Annotated in this window: 17 protein-coding genes; 2 read left to right on the top strand and 15 right to left on the bottom strand. The window is 37.5% G+C overall.

The annotated features are described in order from the left end of the window. Positions 1 to 5: 5 nt before the first annotated feature. Together IJ535_RS00780 and IJ535_RS00775 are read right to left on the bottom strand one after the other, a co-directional pair. Positions 6 to 1706, bottom strand: a complete 1701-nt coding sequence (locus tag IJ535_RS00780; protein ID WP_294297434.1) for an ABC transporter ATP-binding protein — start codon at positions 1704 to 1706, stop codon at positions 6 to 8. Then, positions 1699 to 3465 (bottom strand): ABC transporter ATP-binding protein, encoded by a 1767-nt coding sequence (locus IJ535_RS00775; RefSeq protein WP_294297431.1) that lies wholly within the window; start codon positions 3463 to 3465, stop codon positions 1699 to 1701. Before IJ535_RS00775 ends, IJ535_RS00780 begins: the two co-directional genes overlap by 8 nt. Before the next feature lie 125 nt (positions 3466 to 3590). Here IJ535_RS00775 and IJ535_RS00770 point away from each other — a divergent pair, with 125 nt between their 5' ends. Beyond that, positions 3591 to 4559: a helix-turn-helix domain-containing protein gene (locus tag IJ535_RS00770; protein ID WP_294297428.1), complete on the top strand. Its 969-nt coding sequence runs from the start codon at positions 3591 to 3593 to the stop codon at positions 4557 to 4559. Here IJ535_RS00770 and IJ535_RS00765 read toward each other — a convergent pair. From IJ535_RS00765 to IJ535_RS00735, 7 genes are all read right to left on the bottom strand, one after another. Continuing rightward, on the bottom strand, positions 4556 to 5200 hold the full coding sequence (locus tag IJ535_RS00765; RefSeq protein WP_294297425.1) for a class I SAM-dependent methyltransferase: 645 nt from the start codon (positions 5198 to 5200) through the stop codon (positions 4556 to 4558). The genes IJ535_RS00770 and IJ535_RS00765 overlap by 4 nt on opposite strands. A gap of 82 nt (positions 5201 to 5282) precedes the next feature. Then, entirely contained in the window at positions 5283 to 5900 is a 618-nt protein-coding gene (locus tag IJ535_RS00760; RefSeq protein WP_294297422.1) for a TetR/AcrR family transcriptional regulator, read from the bottom strand. Positions 5901 to 5902: 2 nt separating this feature from the next. Then, complete coding sequence (locus tag IJ535_RS00755) at positions 5903 to 7657, bottom strand: ABC transporter ATP-binding protein (protein WP_294297418.1); 1755 nt, start codon at positions 7655 to 7657, stop codon at positions 5903 to 5905. Next, positions 7654 to 9423, bottom strand: a complete 1770-nt coding sequence (locus IJ535_RS00750; RefSeq protein WP_294297414.1) for an ABC transporter ATP-binding protein — start codon at positions 9421 to 9423, stop codon at positions 7654 to 7656. Before IJ535_RS00750 ends, IJ535_RS00755 begins: the two co-directional genes overlap by 4 nt. Positions 9424 to 9503: 80 nt before the next feature. After that, positions 9504 to 10223 (bottom strand): energy-coupling factor transporter transmembrane component T, encoded by a 720-nt coding sequence (locus tag IJ535_RS00745; protein ID WP_294297411.1) that lies wholly within the window; start codon positions 10221 to 10223, stop codon positions 9504 to 9506. Beyond that, positions 10223 to 10801: an MptD family putative ECF transporter S component gene (locus tag IJ535_RS00740; protein ID WP_294297409.1), complete on the bottom strand. Its 579-nt coding sequence runs from the start codon at positions 10799 to 10801 to the stop codon at positions 10223 to 10225. The genes IJ535_RS00745 and IJ535_RS00740 overlap by 1 nt, the downstream gene beginning before the upstream one ends. After that, positions 10776 to 12377, bottom strand: a complete 1602-nt coding sequence (locus tag IJ535_RS00735) for an ABC transporter ATP-binding protein (RefSeq protein ID WP_294297404.1) — start codon at positions 12375 to 12377, stop codon at positions 10776 to 10778. The genes IJ535_RS00740 and IJ535_RS00735 overlap by 26 nt, the downstream gene beginning before the upstream one ends. 158 nt (positions 12378 to 12535) lie before the next feature. On the opposite strand from IJ535_RS00735, the gene IJ535_RS14210 reads away from it, so the two are divergent. Beyond that, a complete protein-coding gene (locus IJ535_RS14210) occupies positions 12536 to 12646 on the top strand; it encodes an AraC family transcriptional regulator (RefSeq protein WP_442961353.1) in 111 nt (36 codons plus the stop codon). 15 nt (positions 12647 to 12661) lie between these two features. On the opposite strand, the gene IJ535_RS00730 is transcribed toward IJ535_RS14210, so the two are convergent. From IJ535_RS00730 to IJ535_RS00705, 6 genes are all read right to left on the bottom strand, one after another. Beyond that, complete coding sequence (locus IJ535_RS00730; protein ID WP_294297402.1) at positions 12662 to 13018, bottom strand: dihydropteridine reductase; 357 nt, start codon at positions 13016 to 13018, stop codon at positions 12662 to 12664. Positions 13019 to 13046: 28 nt separating this feature from the next. Next, positions 13047 to 14066: an NAD-dependent epimerase/dehydratase family protein gene (locus IJ535_RS00725; RefSeq protein ID WP_294297399.1), complete on the bottom strand. Its 1020-nt coding sequence runs from the start codon at positions 14064 to 14066 to the stop codon at positions 13047 to 13049. Positions 14067 to 14247: 181 nt separating this feature from the next. Then, positions 14248 to 14826 carry a TetR/AcrR family transcriptional regulator gene (locus IJ535_RS00720; protein WP_294297394.1) on the bottom strand — a complete coding sequence of 193 codons (579 nt, stop codon included), beginning with the start codon at positions 14824 to 14826 and terminating at the stop codon, positions 14248 to 14250. Between the two features lie 236 nt (positions 14827 to 15062). Continuing rightward, complete coding sequence (locus IJ535_RS00715; protein ID WP_294297391.1) at positions 15063 to 15626, bottom strand: MptD family putative ECF transporter S component; 564 nt, start codon at positions 15624 to 15626, stop codon at positions 15063 to 15065. Positions 15627 to 15737: 111 nt separating this feature from the next. After that, a complete protein-coding gene (locus IJ535_RS00710) occupies positions 15738 to 16340 on the bottom strand; it encodes a TetR/AcrR family transcriptional regulator (protein ID WP_294297388.1) in 603 nt (200 codons plus the stop codon). Positions 16341 to 16428: 88 nt separating this feature from the next. Beyond that, positions 16429 to 17102, bottom strand: a 674-nt coding sequence (locus tag IJ535_RS00705; RefSeq protein ID WP_294297385.1) for a GNAT family N-acetyltransferase, incomplete at its 5' end; no start/stop codon positions are given.

Below are 17102 nucleotides of genomic sequence, written 5' to 3'. Positions count from 1 at the left end.
AACTATTATTTAAGTTTTGAAGATGCTTGCCACATTGCAGCATATGCCCCATTCTTAGCTAAAAGCTCATCATGAGTGCCACTTTCAGCGATTCCCCCATCCTTAACTACCAATATCTGATCCGCTAACTGAATTATTGGAAGTGTATGAGCTATCATTACCACAGTTCTCTTTGTTTTTAAAAGATTAAGTACAGCCTTTTTAACCAATAGCTCGTTTTCAATATCTAACGAAGAAGTTGCTTCATCCAAAAGCACAATTGGACTATTTCTAAGAATTGCTCTCGCCACTGAAATCCTCTGTCTTTCTCCCCCAGAGAGCTTATTTCCATTCTCGCCAATCAAAGTATTAAGCCCATTTTCAAGGCCATAAACAAAATCACAGTTTGCCTGCTTTAAAGCGTTTTCGATTTCCTCATCACTGGCTTTTGGCGCTGCAAAACGTAGATTGTTTTTTACAGTGTCATTAAATAAAAACACATCCTGATCCACCATGCTTATATTTGAAAGTACCATTTCTGTGGAAGAACTGCCTATACCTTCTCCACCTATATATATCCTTCCTGAAGCAGGCTCATAATATTTGGAAATGAGATTAAATATTGTAGATTTTCCAGATCCCGATTCTCCCACAATGGCAGTAATCTTGTTTTCTGGGATTTCAAAGCTAATATTCTTTAAAACAGCCTGATCCTTTTCGTATGCAAAGCTAACATTTTCAAATGTAATATTGAAATGCTTAGGATTAATTACTTCTTTGGCTTTTACTTCCTCATTTTCCATGAGTATTCCTGCAATCTTTCCTTTTGATATGAGAAGATTTCTATATGCTACCAGGCTTACGTATAGGGCCGCTTCCACCTTGCAAGAATATAATGAGAGCATATTAATTGTTATCATCTCTGGAATGGACAAATCCCCTGTCACCACTCCATTTACTGATATAAAAATTATAGCGGCCGCTGCCACATAGGCTAAAAACATATATACGAAGCCTATAGGAACTACTGCTCCTTCATACTGATAGCTTATATTTGAATAGTGCTTCATGGAGCTTCTTAATGACTTATTTTTTTCTCCTGCCAACCCATAGGACCTTAGGGTTTGGCTTCCAGTCAAATATTCTGTTATCGCACTTACATTTTCTTCTCTGGCAAGATTTTTTGCCTTTCCGTATTTTTTCACCTGTCTAATAGACAATTGTATAGTTGGAATCAATAGTAATAAACTTACAAGCATTATTAAACCAACAGCTATATTCATAAAAGCTGAGTACAACGAAACTGCTACAAGAAGAACCACATACTTAGTTATGTCTGCAAGCTTATGGGTAAGAATCTGCTCGTAATCTGCCACTTCGCTTGTGGAGGCGTTAATATAGTATCCTATTCTTTGTTTAGTAAAAGCACCAAGCGGTATACGTCTTAGTTTATCCCCCAAAGTAACTCGCAAATTCTTGCTGACTAAAGCTCCGCCAATCTGACTTTTAGTGTAAGAAACAGTATAAAGAATAAGTCGTAACACAAAAATAATTCCAAGCATCAATGTAGTTCTTTTGATGTCCTCAAAAGTAATGCTTTTGCCAAAAATTAATTCCAGCACCTGAAATAAAATAAAAAAGTTGCTTCCTGCAAGAAGACCTTCTAGTACAGTTCCAAAAATTGCAAGCTTTAAGCCTTTTCCAATTGAAAATGCCTTGTTATTCATTGATTTTGTCCCCCTTTATGCTATATTTAATGCTTCTTGCCGCGGTATAATCCAACCAACTTTTTCTAAAGTATTTGCTAATATCCAACAGTTCCTTATGCGGGGCAACGTGGTATATTGATTTATTTTCCACAACCGCAATCCTATCGCAGGCTTCAGTAATTCCTAATCTGTGGGCAACGATTATGACTGTCTTACCCTCACATAAATTATCTATGGCCTTATCTATTTCCACCTGATTTTCAGGGTCGGCAGCACTAGTGGCTTCGTCCAAAATTAAAATAGGTGAATTCTTAAGAATTGCTCTTGCAATACAAATCCTCTGCTTTTGTCCACCAGAAAATCTTCCACCAAAATTTCCTACTTTAGTGTTATAGCCTTCTGGTAGTGTCATAATAAAATCATCTATTTGAGCTGCCCTTGCAGCCTTTCTTACTTCTTCAAGAGTAGTTTTCTGACCCATTGCAATATTTTCGTATATTGAACCTTTAGTCAGAAAAGCATTTTGGAAAATTACAGATATATTATTTAAAAGCTCCTCGTACTTAATATCTCTTACATCCACACCACCGATTCTAATAACCCCTGATGTTACATCATAAAACCTGGCAATAAGCTGAATCAACGTAGACTTTCCCTCTCCAGAAGCTCCCACAACTGCCAGCTTTTCGCCCTCTCTGATATGAAGATTAACATCCTTAAGAACCATGGTTTTACCATCGTAAGAAAAGCTCACATTATCAAGAGAAATATCATGTGCTTTAGGAAAATCAACTCCACCTTCAAATATAGGCACATCAAGTATTTCCTTAACTCTGTTTACACCATTAAGTGCAAATGAAAGATTATTCGATAGCTCCTGCAATGGTCTAATATCCATAAGATACTGAGTTCCTATAAAAGCAAAAAGCAAGAGCACTCCAGCAGTAATATGTCCATTAACAAACAGCCATCCTCCAGCTGGAACAAGGAACAAAATGCCACATTCCAAAAGCACAACATAGACTGCATAAAATGGTCCTGTAGCCCCTGCAATGGCTTTCCACATTGAAAACTGCCCCTCTATTGCATCAGAATATTTCCTAAATGAACTAACACTCATGTTGTATGCTTTTATAAGACGCATCCCTGAAACATATTCCCATACAGTTGCTGACAACTGACCTGCAGACAAATTGATATCATCCATAAATTTAAAAAATCTTGCAAACATACCAATCATAACAAGCACCACAAAAACCAAAGGTAAAATACTTAAAAGTGCCAGCTTGTTATTAATTGTGAATAGCCAAATAAATATCACCATTGGACCAGATAAATACAGCACTAGCTCAGGTAGATTATGAGCTAAGAAAAGCTCAAGCTTTTCAATATCCTCATTCATAACGCATTTTATCTCGCCAATGCTTCTTTCATTCAAAGCACCCATTGGCATTTTTGCCATGTGCTCTGTCACCATGCAGCGAACATCATAGAGTGTGTTATAGGCCCCCTTATGAGAACAAAGTGACGCCGCTCCATTACATATGACCCTTATCAATGTAAAAAGAATTAGTGCCTCTGTAAGTTTAAGCCCGTAAGCTGCGCTTAAGCTTCCTGCCACAGCACAGTCAATCATCCTATAAAAAATATAATATGGAACAATTCCGCATAGGCTGGCTAAAAGTGCTAAAAAGACGGATAAGTAGATATAATATTTATTTTTTCCTGCCCACTTCATCAGTAAGCTTAAGCCCTGCTTTTCTTTTTTATTACTCATGAAACTATTATCCTCCTGTACTTAATTCAATTACGCATTGTAATTAAGAAGGCTCGATGATACAATAACATTCGGTTAGTTTAGTCTAATTTAAATAACATTGTGTCTGATTGGAACAAAATGAAATGAATAAGAAAAAAGACGATTACAAAGAATTATTTCAAAAAACAAATTTTATACCCTGCGCTTCACCAGAAGGCTTTCCTCCTGGGGGCGATTGCTATACTTTTGCACCAAACCTTGGTGAAGGCTATTATTGGTATTACGAAATTCCAGGAAAATACAATATTAAAATACATGACTTCTCTTTTTATGAGGATCAGGTCTTAGATTTTGAATTACCAGAATGCTTAAGCGTGACCTGGTATGAATCTATTAGTGGTGAAGAATTAAATCCATATCGCAGTATGAGTTGCAATGTTATCAAGAGCTTTCTTGGTGGCTATGAGCCATATCGAGCCCTGATTCATCGCAACATTCCAATACGCTCCATTGGTATTGAATATCGACCTGATTTTTTTCATGAAGTTCTAAAAAGTAGCTTTGGAGATATTTATGAAGACCCAAAGTCGGCCTTTAGAAGCATAGATGAAACTGCAGATTTTCCTGAGATGAAAAAGCTTCTATGGGAGATATTAAAATATAAGGGAACAAGCCAAAGCGCTGCCCTTTATTATGACGGCAAGGTTAGAGAAGCCCTTGCCCTAGTATTTGAACGACACAGAAAACTGAATGAAAAAGAAAAAGCATCTCTACCATCAAAAGATGAAGAGATGCTTAAAAGCCTTGGGCTATATATTAACGACCATTATGCAGACCGTATTTCAATTGAATCGCTATCTAAGATTGCATGCATGGGCACCACTAAGCTGAAATCAACCTTCAAGCTTTACTACGGAATGACTGTAGCCGAATATATCCAAAAGGTTAGGATTGACCACGCGGAGCATCTTCTTGCCTTTACAGATTTACCAGTTTCCGAAGTGGCTAAGGCTGTAGGATACATTTCCCCAGGTCATTTTGCCGAGCTTTTCAGAAGTGCCAAGGGCTTACTCCCCCTCGCTTACCGCAAGGCTTTCCGCAGAAAGTTTTAACTCACTTTCCTTGCAACCAAATGCATGCGCATTTTTCTGGCACGCTTTAGCTTTTCCACCCTGAGACCTGAATTATCACAAAAGCTTCTAATTTCATCAAGTGATCTGGCTGCCACATCACCATGACCAATCAGATTTGCAAGTGGCATTTCTGTATGATTCATAATCCAAAGAATAACCTTTGGCGCTGTATAATCCTGAAGAATTAGCCTTCCGCCTGGACGTAATACTTTGTGTACACTATCAAAAAACTTCTGGGGATTAGGGTAATGATGAAAGCTGTTAGAGCAAATCACAACATCAAAAGTGTTTTCTTCAAAAGGCAAATTCTCGCAGTCACCAACAATCCAGTCTACCCCTTTTAGGTTCTTAGACTTTCCCACTTCAATCATTCTAGGCGTAATATCCAATCCTGTATAATGCTTTGTAGAATCCTTTTCATAAAGAAGTGATATCATTGGACCTGTACCACATCCACAATCCAAAAGTTCATTATAATCTTCCTTCTCAAGCTCTGATGAAATATAAGGATAATCCTCCTTACATATTTCATAGATCCCTGAATGGTTTGATTCATATACATCTGCTGCTTTTGTAAATTCTTTTATAGTCAGTTCCTTATACTCATTAGCTGTTCTCATAAGCCCCCCTAGATTCAAAATTCACTAGAAATTACATACATTATGTATGTACCAGATGCGGCGCTGCCGCTTGGTCTTGCTATCATGTTGTAATCCCCATGGCGTTTGCCCAATCAAAGAGCTTGCCGGCTATCTTACAGTGGTGGACAACCTCATCATCCGTCATACCATGTAAAATAGGTTCTGAATAAAGCTGCCACATGGCAGATACCATCACATGAAGCTCCAGCCTGGTGATAGATTTGTCAGCTAATCCCCTGTCCTGTAAAACTTTGAGATAAGCATAATCTATATCAGACATTCTCTCCAGCCACTGGTCATGAAATTGACTATATCTGGTGCCCTCAGAGCATTTAAGGAGTATTTCCAAACCGTCCTTCATCTCCAACAGACGTGTATACCAAATCCTTGTAATCTCCTCAGTGTTAGTCCACGCTCCTATCAACTCATCATCTGATAAGCTGTTTGGATCTATTTTCTGTGATTCGTTTAGGATGTTATTCATGCTGTCTACAGTATCCTTTACAACAGCCTCGAACAACTCCTCTTTACCCTTGTATCTTTTATATACAGCCCCAGTAGTTACACCAGCATCCTTACATATATCAGATAGCTGAGCTTCTAAGAAGCCATGTTCTCTAAAGTGCTTCCTGGCACTCTTAAGTAGTCTTGGATCAATGCTTGTATCTCTATTTGCCATTGTTAACCGATTTTCCTTTTACACCATCCTGAATCAGAATTTTTAATCTGAACAAAATTTTTGTAAAGACCGTCATGCTCCATCAGCTGTTCATGACTTCCTTTTTCAATGATTTTACCATCATTAACAACCAGAATGCAATCAGCATCCTTTATTGTCTTTAATCGGTGCGCAATAATTATAAGTGTCTTTCCCTTGCACAATTCGCTAATAGCTTGCTGAATAGCTGCTTCATTATCTGCATCGATGCTGGCTGTTGCCTCATCAAGTATAACTATAGGCGAATCTTTTAGAATACATCTAGCTATAGATATACGCTGCTTCTCTCCACCAGAAAGAGACGCTCCTCCTTCACCTACCATAGTTTCAAATCCATCTGGAAGGGACATAATAAAATCATAGCAACGAGCCTTTTTTGCTGCTTCTATAATCTCATCCTTAGTAGCCTCTGGGCGACCCATGGCAATATTGTTGTAGATGGTATCCCTAAACAGGTATACGTTCTGAAATACCATACTAATCTGTTCCAAAAGTGATGATAATGCTACATTCTTAATGGAAGTTCCATTGATAAGAATTTCTCCCGAATCTATATCCCAAAATCTTGCCATTAGATTAGCAAGGGTGGTCTTACCACTTCCCGAAGGACCAACTAATGCTATTGTCTGCCCTTCCATAACTTTAAAGGACACATTAGAAATCGTTTCCTTAGAATCATAAGAAAATCTTACATTCCGAAATTCCACAGTAGGAACCTTTAAGCTTTGCTTAGATACCTTTTTATTACTATCATCAGACAGCTCAAGCTCATTCATAACAGAGTCTATTCTGTCTAGACATTTATCCATGATAGTAAGCTTCTCAGAGTCCATATATACCACTCTAAGCGGAATGAAAATATCTAAGACAAATAACATCGTTCCTAAAAAGTATGTAAGGCTTAGATTACCATTTAAAAAGAGCAACACAGCTGTAAATGCAATTGCTGCAGAAAGAATTTCAAATGCAATATTCACAGCTATTCCCCATGGCACCTGAATATTTTCAAAACGTAAGCTTTCTTCACAGGATTTATCAAAGTTCTTTTTCATCTCTGTTGACTTGTCCCCGAGGAGATTATAAGTCTTTGTAATTCCAATTCCCTCTACATAATCAAGTACCGCATTAGTAAGTTTTTCACTTTGCTCTTGACGATCTAAAGACAAGGAAATGCCACTTTTGAATTTTCCCTCACCAATAAGAATCATAGTAATAGTTCCAACTAGTGCAACCACTCCAATAACTGGATTAAACACAAGCATAAATATTACAAATATAATAGCTGAGAAAAAATCGCTGATGGTGTCAGCCAATGTCATCATAGAATTTTCCTCGATAAATACCATATCTGTAGATAAAACAGAACTAATCTTGCCAATATTTCCACTGGTGAAATATCCCATAGGAAGTCTCCTTAGATGCTCACCCAATTTGATACGCAAATCAGCCATAAGCATAAATCCTGCTCCTGATTGAAGCCTGTCTGCAATATTAATGCAAACCGCCTGGAGCAACACACATGATAAAAGAACTATTCCATATTTAATAAAGTCCTTTTCAACAAGACTGTTGCTCATAAAACCATTTACCATAAATACTGCAAGCACTAAAGCTGCATTTTGAAGAAGTGATTTAAAAAAAGAAAAAATGAATGCAAATTCAATACGTGCCTTATATTTACCTGAGACATTAAGTATTCTCTTTATTGAATTAATCATGCCAATATCTCCTCCTTTTTCGCTTGGTCATCATCCCTGCTAGTAACAGACCAGTTCTTTGTTCCCTCTGAAAGTTCCCATAAGTTCTTATATTTATCGCAGCTAAGTAAAAGCTCCTCATGCTTTCCAGCAGCAACAATTTGTCCCTCATTCATAACCACGATTTTATCTGCATTTTTAATAGAATAAAGTCTATGCGCAATTACTATTACAGTCTTTTCACTGATAAGCTCTGCAATGGCCTGATTCATTTTTTCCTCATTCTCAGGATCCATAAAAGCAGTAGCTTCATCCAAAACTATAATCGGAGCATTCTTAAGAATGGCACGAGCCAGGGCTATTCGCTGTCTTTCGCCACCTGAAAGCATCTTTCCAGAATCTCCAGCCATGGAATCTATGCCATGCTCCAGCCTGTCTAAGAAATCTTTACACTGAGCCTTGTTAGCCGCCTCGATAACCTCAGCCCTTGTGGCTTCAGGTCTGCCAAGTCTTATATTCTCTAAAATGCTCATGTTAAAAAGAAACTGCTCCTGAGATACGAATGATATCTCATTGTTTAGACTTTCAAGTGTCATATCTGTAATATCTTGACCACCTATTTTTACCACTCCAGTGGTCACATCATAAAAGTGAACTAATAATTTAGCCAAGGTAGATTTGCCACTTCCCGATTCACCTACAAGTGCAGTAACAGAATTAGCTTCAATATCTAAATTTACATTATTGATTACAGTATTTTCTCCATCGTATGCAAAAGACACATTTTCAAACTGAATACTTCTGTCCTTTCCTTTAAATTCAGAAGTTCCTTCCTTGAGAGGCGCGGCAGACAGAATATTTTCCAAGGTTTCTATTTTATAATTGAGCTGAGGTAATACACTCATAAAGGACATAGCCTTCATAATAGTAGGTCCTATAGAAAATGCCATGCAAAGTATTAATAGGAAGTTTGAAAGCGTTGATAATTCCGTATATACGAAGTAGCCACCTACTGGCAAGGTAAATAGGGCTACACATGGCAAAAAGCTTCCGTAAAGAGCCATCCATGGCCAGCACATCTTATACCAGGCAAGGGTAAAATCTCTATAACTCATAACATCAGTAGAAAATCTCTTGTAGCTTTCACCATCTCTACCAAATATTTTTACTACTTCCATACCATTGATGTATTCCACAATCGTTGCATTCATTTTCTGGGCAGATGAGTAGAAATCCCCCATTTTGCTGGTGCCTGCCATGTACATTGCCATCATAGAGATAATGCCAAGCGGCAAAGCCGCCAGACAAAGTAACGCCAACTTCCAGTCGATGAAAAACATAGCAATTATGACTATTGTTGGCACACATACATTTGAAAATCCCTCAGGTAGAGCGTGTGCTAGAAGCAACTCCATATTGTCTATATCATCAATAAATACCTTTTTTAAAGAACCCACTCCCAGTTCCTGTATTATTCCAAGTGGTAACTTCTCTAGCTTGCCCTGGAGAGATATTCTAAGGTTCTTAAGGGTGTGATATGCACTAAAATGTGACTGAACCAATCCATATATATAAAGCATCATATAGATAAGACCACATACTAAAAATACTCCCAGCCAAATTAGGTAGTATTTCACAGTTCTTTCGCCTGATATTGCTCCATCAATCATTTTGTAAATGGATAAGAACTGTACTACGTTAAAGAGTAGTCCAACAATTAGAAATATCATTGCTTTAAATGTGTATTTCTTGTACTCTCCTGTGTACTTCAAAATCTTTTTAAGCATTTTATCCTCCTTATCAACGCACCATTGATAATCCAATTATCAATTGATCTAAATTTTAGTGCCATAAAATGGCACTAATTTTAATATGCAGTATATGACATTATATTTAGCCATATCGCAAATCCTATTAACATATAATCAAACACGCCCATACGAACTTCCACCAGACTTGTTCGTTTAGTATTAGCTCCTAAGCCCCTACAGAGTGAAGCTGCAGAAAGCTCATCAGCAATTAGAACTGTATCAGATAACAATGGAACGATTGAACACTCGTAAACAAAAGCAGGCCTGGTTATAATATTTTTAAAAGTTAAGGCAAAGCCTCTAAATTTCATTGCGTTTTGGATATTGTCCCATTCTTCCCCTATAGTGGGAAAAAACCTAAACATTACTGAAAACGGAATTGTTATTTCCTCAGGCACATGCATCTTGTCAAAAGCTGCTAAAAATTCCGATACTCTGGTGGTCTTAATTATAATCGCAAAAGCCATCATAACAGGAAGAAACATCCTAAACACTCTTATTCCCATCAGCAAAATCATAAGAGCTTCCGGTAGACAAAACATCATAACTAACAAATCTATACCAATCATCACCCCATATAATATAAGCATCTTAATGGCAAATATGAATTGTTTACCATTAATTAAAAGGGCAAAAGTAAAGAAAAACAGCAAGCCTTGAAATAAAGTCCTAGATTCCCTAAGTGCTGCAATTGAACACAGGATAAAAATAATCATCTTGGTCCTAGGATCTATTTTTATGAAGCCCTCTCCCTGAAATGAAAAATCATTAAACATTATGCTATACCAGCCTTCTTAAAGTGCTTTGCATTCATACCCATTCCAATGCGTCCACCTATGAACCCTCCAATTAGCGCGATAGCAATCTGAACAAATAGAACCCAAATAGGTGTTACAGCATCAATCTTGTCAGCGTATTCCTGTCCATAGTACTGGGCACATGTATTAAGGAAGCCTTCTCTTGCAAAGAACAATGAGAGGAATGGTCCTTCTGTAGCGCATGCGAATATGATGTAGCTAATTCTAATTCCACTTGTACTATAGTTAGTTTTGGTCAGAATAATCTGTGCAATCACTCCAAGCACTACCACATACAACAGCACAACTATAGATGATGCAGACATTACAAAGCCGGCAAGTACTGAAAGGATAAGCACGGCTCCCATTTTAGGCACCTTGGAAATATACAGAGTATATACTGGGCCTAGCACTATTCCTGCTATAAGTGGCAATATCAAATACACTGGAATAAACATTCCCGTTAGCGATGCCATAATGCAGATAAGTGCCACATAAAGCACGGCAAATACACCTGCCATAATTAAATCTTTAGTTTGTAACTTTTTTTCTTTCATAGTATTCCTCCACTTTATTTATTGATGCAACTTTGTCTCTAGTAAAATCATCTGACCTAGTGCATCTAGTTACCCTGTAAAAAAAATCATATAACTTGTGTTTAGTCACATCTGTCAACTCATAGCAATCAACCACTTTACCTTTTTCAAGGCAGATGACATTATCCACAGTTGATAAAATCAACTCTATGTCATGGGTTATAACAAGTATGGTCTTCCCCATGTCAGCAAGAAGTTTCATAACATTTCCTACTTCCACCATGTGCTTGTAATCCAATCCACTTGTAGGTTCATCTAATATGATTAATTGCTTGTCAGCAGCTATTGCGCTGGCTATAGCTACCCGCTGCTTTTGACCTCCTGAAAGAGAAATTGGATGTCTATCCTTAATACCATCTAAATCCATCAGCCTAAGAATATCCACAGCTTCCTTCTCATGGATGGACTCGTCAAAAGCTTTTCCATACTTTTCTCTAAGAGAAAGCATTACTTCTCCGAGAACACTATCAGCAAAAAGTTCAGTATTCACATCTTGCATTACTAAAAAGCTATCCTTAATTCTATCTGCCTTACTGACCCTTGTTTTCCCCTTGAGGATTTTGTCCTTTGATTTTTTATTAAGCCCACATAGACATTTGGCAAATGTAGTTTTGCCTGCTCCATTAAATCCCACTAAAGCAGTAATTTTGCCAGCTTCTAAGCTAATATCTTCAATATCAATAGCTTCAGCAAATTTGCCATAGCTGAATTTCATCTTGCTAATATGATAGCCAGCTTCGCTTTTCCTAAAAATCTGCCTTCTATTAATGCTTCCACCAAAAGCTTCTTCAATGGAAAAACTTCTAAGTCCCATTTTTTGCATTTCATCAATGGTAAGATGGTTCATCATACTTTTATCTATGATTTTATTGATGACTCCGTCCTTCATTACAAGCACTAAATCTGCCACATCCTTTAGATAGTACAAACGGTGTTCTGCAATTACTAAAGTCTTTCCCTGGGCCTTCCACTTCTCGATAACTCCCTTCAAGTCATCTATACCCTGCAAATCCAGATTAGAAGAAGGCTCATCCATAACAATCACCTTTGAATCAGCTACCGCAATAGAGCAACATGCGATCTTTTGCTTCTGCCCTCCAGACAACTCGAATATACTTCTATCTAACAAATCCTCTATCTTGAAATCAGTTACAACTTCTTCCAATTTTTCTTTAATTAGCTGTATATCCATTCCTTGGTTCTCACAGGCAAATGTGATTTCACTAGTTGTATCCACATTAAAAAACTGTGTCCTGGGATTCTGAAAAATACTACCTACAACCTTTGCAGTATCATATAATTCCTGCATATTAGGATGCATGCCACAGACTTCTATTTCCCCTTCTAATATTCCCTGATAGTATTTGGGCGACAGACCATTAATAAGCCTACCAACTGTAGTCTTACCACAACCTGATTCTCCTGTTATTACAATCACCTGTCCTGTTTTAATATCCAAATTAAAATCAGATAGCACTTGATTGTTCAATGTAGATTCCTGATTATAACTAAAACTGACTTTGTTAAACGTAATCATAGTTAGAAACTCCTAACCTTCGAACAAAAAATAAATGATAATCTGATTATTCAATTATCGATAATCGGATTATCATTCTTACGATTTGAAATATTACTACAAAATTTTTTTGTTGTCAATATATTTAATACGCTATGAAAACATAGACTCGTCTTCCTATTTCGGATATAGCTATAAACTGCGGTTTCAGTAATCAAGGCCGCTTTGCAAAAATCTTTAAGGAAGAATACGGGGGCTTCCCTCTAGAATACAGAAGAAAGTCCTCGTAATCTTTTATGCCATCATCATGCTTCTCCTGTTATCTCTTTAGCAAGTTCCAGAATTTCAAAGGCATATTTTTCCTTACCATTTTTAAGAAGTTTTTTGTACAGAGGATAGTTGATGATACAGATTGCAGCACCTACTATTCCAAGAAGTACTCCAACGACCATTAAACCCACTCCTGTTCCAAAGACGCCAAGTCCAAAGCACATTCCTGCGCCAAAAATCAAAGTTCCAATAATTCCCAGTGTCATGGCTGTTATAAATGCCGGAAGCTTTGCTCTCTCATCAAGTTTTTTTAGCTGTCTGACCTTGTTTGTTTCCTTTGGCATGTAATCCTTTGCTACGCTTTCTGCATAAACCTTATCTAAATCGTTCATCTCTTTTTATCTCCTTTTCATTTTATAGTTACGCTATTTTTCCTGTTTCTTTGAGCCATCTGATTTCGTCACGTATGGTCTCTCTATATGACCTTGTGGTATAGCCTAAGTCCTTATTTGCCTTACTTGAATCAAATCTGTTGTTCCTTGCAAGGTTGTATACAGAAAATGTTGTCATAAGAGGCTTTTCCCCTGTTTTTTTTGCTTTATTCTCAAGGATCTTTGCAATGAAGTTTGCCGCTGATATTGGCAAAAAGAACTTTATCTGCCTACATCCACTCTCCTCCGAAACAAGCTTAGTGAAGTCCTTAAAACTAACAGGCTCATTTCCAAGGATATAACACTCTCCGTTTTTGCCCTTATCAGCTGCTCCAATAAGTCCGTCAGCTAGATCCCTTACATCACAAAGGTTAAAGCTTCCATCGATTCCAGCAGGCATCTCACCGTTAATGATGTCAACTAAAGTCTTTGTAGTCTCGCCCATTGCAAAATCCTCAGGTCCAAGGATTCCTGATGGATGAACTACACAGGCATTAAGACCTTCCTTAGCCGCCTTAAGTACAACATTTGTTGCAATAGCCTTTGACAATGAGTAGCAGCCTTTAATTCTCTCAGGGTCAAGCGGAATGGAGCCTTCACACTCTCTTATGGTTCCTTTTTCTTCTTCAGGTATAGCTCCTGTAGATGAGCAGTATACAAGCTTCGATACCTTGTGCACCTTGCACATTTCTATGATGTTTTCTGTTCCTCCAACATTTACATCCATAACTTTCTGACTGTAATCAGGGTTGACTGTTACGATGCTTGCGATATGAAGGACAATTACTTCCGCATCATCCGGAGTCTCGAAAAATCTTTCTAGGTCAGCTTTATTGCAGAGATCACCGTATGCTATTTCAACTTCCTTGGGAAGATATTTTGCTGACTTATCGCCATCAAGTACAAATGCCCTTACTTTCTCATTTCTTTCTACTAGTTTTCGGCAGACTGTGCTTCCAAGAAATCCTGCTGCCCCTGTTACCAGATAAATCCTATTTGTATCACTCATTTTTCTTTTCCTCTCTTGTTTACATTTTTTGCTCTCTGTTTTGAGCTTGAAGTCATTATAGGAAAATGAGTGCACAAAAAGAACAACACTTTTTACAGAATATGTCGATTCTAAGGGTATAGGTCCCGACACGTCTTGCAAAAAGTGTTGATTCGTGAATGCTATATATAGTTTTACTGCATCATGGCTTTATAACACACCGCTGTATAACGCTTATAATTTCATCTTTTGACTCAATGCACCCACCTCTTACCCATTCTGTGATAACACCAATAATACCTTTTAGATAAAAAACCATTATAAAATGCTGCTCACTTTGTGGAACTCCAAATCTTGTAAGAATTGGAGCAAATATAGTCTTAAACCATGTTTCATAGGTCTTATCAGCGCCCATCATCTCATTCTTTTCATACATCAGGTAAAAAAGCTTTCGATTTTCTTCCACAAAATCTAAGTATGGCACCAGATATCTAGGTGTTATAAGGAATAGTTCATCCTCATTTTTATCATCTATATTAATTTCTCCAGAGCCCTCAGCACCAAAGCGCCCAAAGAAATCCTTATATACAGCCTCAACCGTTTCCTGCAAAAGATCATTTACATTATCATAGTGAAGATAGAATGTAGATCTGTTTACTCCTGCTGTTTCACATAACTCCTTGACAGAAATATATTCAAAATCTTTACTATCAAGAAGAGTCATCAACGCTGTATGCATTTTTTCTGCGGATTTAAAATACTTGCTTTCATTCTTATTCATAGCATAACTTCCTCCATTATGGCTTCAACATCTGCTCCATATATATCAAGCCCTGTAGCCTTGATTAGCTCCACATTTTTGATACCATAATAGTTTTCAGCAAGCGCCTTGTTCTTGATTCATGGCGTGTACACGCATTTACGAATAAATCCATACCCCACCTCCACATATCTATATTAATAACATTATACCCCACTTGTTAGCATTTGCTAAAGGAATAATAAAAAATAGGGCTTTTATCTGTCAATTTTAAAAAGCTTTGCTGTTACATTTGATATCAGCACAGACAATACTACTCCGATGGCTATAACTATAATAAGGCTCCATGCAGGGCTTGCTGCCATAAGTCCATCAGCGTACCCTGCAGGCATTTCTTCTATAGCACATTCATAGGTATAGTCTCTGTTAAACCAGATTTGTCCGTAATAACCAAAACTTGAAAATGTCATAATCACAGTACCGATCTCATCTCCTGTCCAGTTATACTTGAAAACTGCACGTACTGCCTCAGCAAGGACTGTTATGATAATGATTGGTATTACATGCCATGCCACTGCATCCCCAATCAGCAAAAGCAACAGAACCATTGCAAGCCCAAGGCACGCTGCTACTCCTGGAGCTTTTACCTTTCTGAATGCGTATATGATGATTCCAGAGAGCAATATTCCTGCCGTAATCTGATAACACACAAACAGTACCGGCGTAATCGCTCCAGTAACACACACAATCGCTGTTCCTACTGCATAAAGAACTGCATAAAGCAGTATATTTAATGCACTCTTTTTGTTCCATTCTTTCATGATGAGGTTCCTCCCTTTAAGTTAATTATTTTTGTTAGTATTAACTAACCCATAAAACAAAGAAAGTCCCGGTTTCCCGGGATCTTTCATAGTTTCCTAATAGATTTATAATTATTTTATTCCATATATATCCTTCCAGCCTGGATAAAGCAGCTCGCTAACAAATTTCATATGCGATAACGCTTCATCTCTTTTCATGTCATGCCTTACTATCTCAAACACAAGATGTGTATATGCTGTCGCAAGCATATGCCACTGCATATCGGTTATCTCCTTGACCTTATTACCGGAAGCTTTTAGTATCTCATAATACCTTTTATCTTCCTTCTCCTCATGTCTGATTAAGGTTTCTTCAAAATCTTCATATATCGAGCCATCCGAACAGCAGAGCAAAAGCTTTAAACCATCATAGTGTTCAAAAATAAACTCAACCCAGAAAACAGCCCAATCATCATCGAAAGGATTATAAGAAGCATCTGCTTCCATCTGTGCTTCGCCACTTCGAACCATCTCATGAAAAGCATCCAGTGTATCCTTAACCAGATAGTAAAACATATCTTCTTTACTTTTGAAGTGCTTATAAAGGCCCGCTGTCGTAATTCCGACTTTTGCAGAAATACGATTAAGAGATGCCTTCTCATAACCATAAGTAAGAAACTCTTCTTTCATGAACTGTATGATTTTCGCATTTGTGACAGTCTTATCTTTTGGCAATGCATGCTCCTTAGTTTATCTTAGTTAATGCTATTAACTTTTAATAGTTAACCATATTAACTTATGTTTGTCAATACCGCTATCATAATTATGCTTCTCTTACAAGATCATACATAAAGCTCTTTTCTCCTAAAGTTCTTGTATTCACATGCTTCATTCCGATATGTTCATACTTGTCTTTTTTCAGCTTTGCATCTGTAGAAACAATGACCGAAAGTTTTCCTTGCTTTGCCACTTCAAAAGCAATTTCAACAAGGGGACGCATAACCCCTTTGCCTTGATACTCCTTTTTAACCGCAAGAAGTTCTATCTGAACGAACTGTCTCTTGCTGTCGCGATAAGTCTTTTCAAGGCTTGCTCCGCCCGCCTGGAATTTCTTGATAATATCGCTAAAGTTCTTAAACCCAAGCGCCCTTGCCATTCTCCACATCATCTTTATCATTGCAATGCCAGGATATGGATGTGTAGTATCCGTAAGAATGATAAGCCCCTCTTTTTTATCTGAAGTTGCATATATGCCGTTATATTCATTCGCTGTTTTAATCATTGCCACCAGATAGTTTATAAGGCTCGTTCTATCAGGATATCCCGGATAATATGGAACCATACCAATCTCCTCATTCCCATAATCATAATAAGCAAAAACCTCTGCAAACTCTCTCATTTCCGCTTCTGTTAATTTCACCTTGTTAAGCATAATAACCTCCTTGAAATACTTGATGCTTCCAAGTATAATCGCAAGTAAATGACTTTCAATATTTT

Source organism: Pseudobutyrivibrio sp., from assembly GCF_017471675.1.
Classification (GTDB): domain Bacteria; phylum Bacillota; class Clostridia; order Lachnospirales; family Lachnospiraceae; genus Pseudobutyrivibrio.
This window is presented reverse-complemented; position numbering and strand designations above follow the sequence as displayed.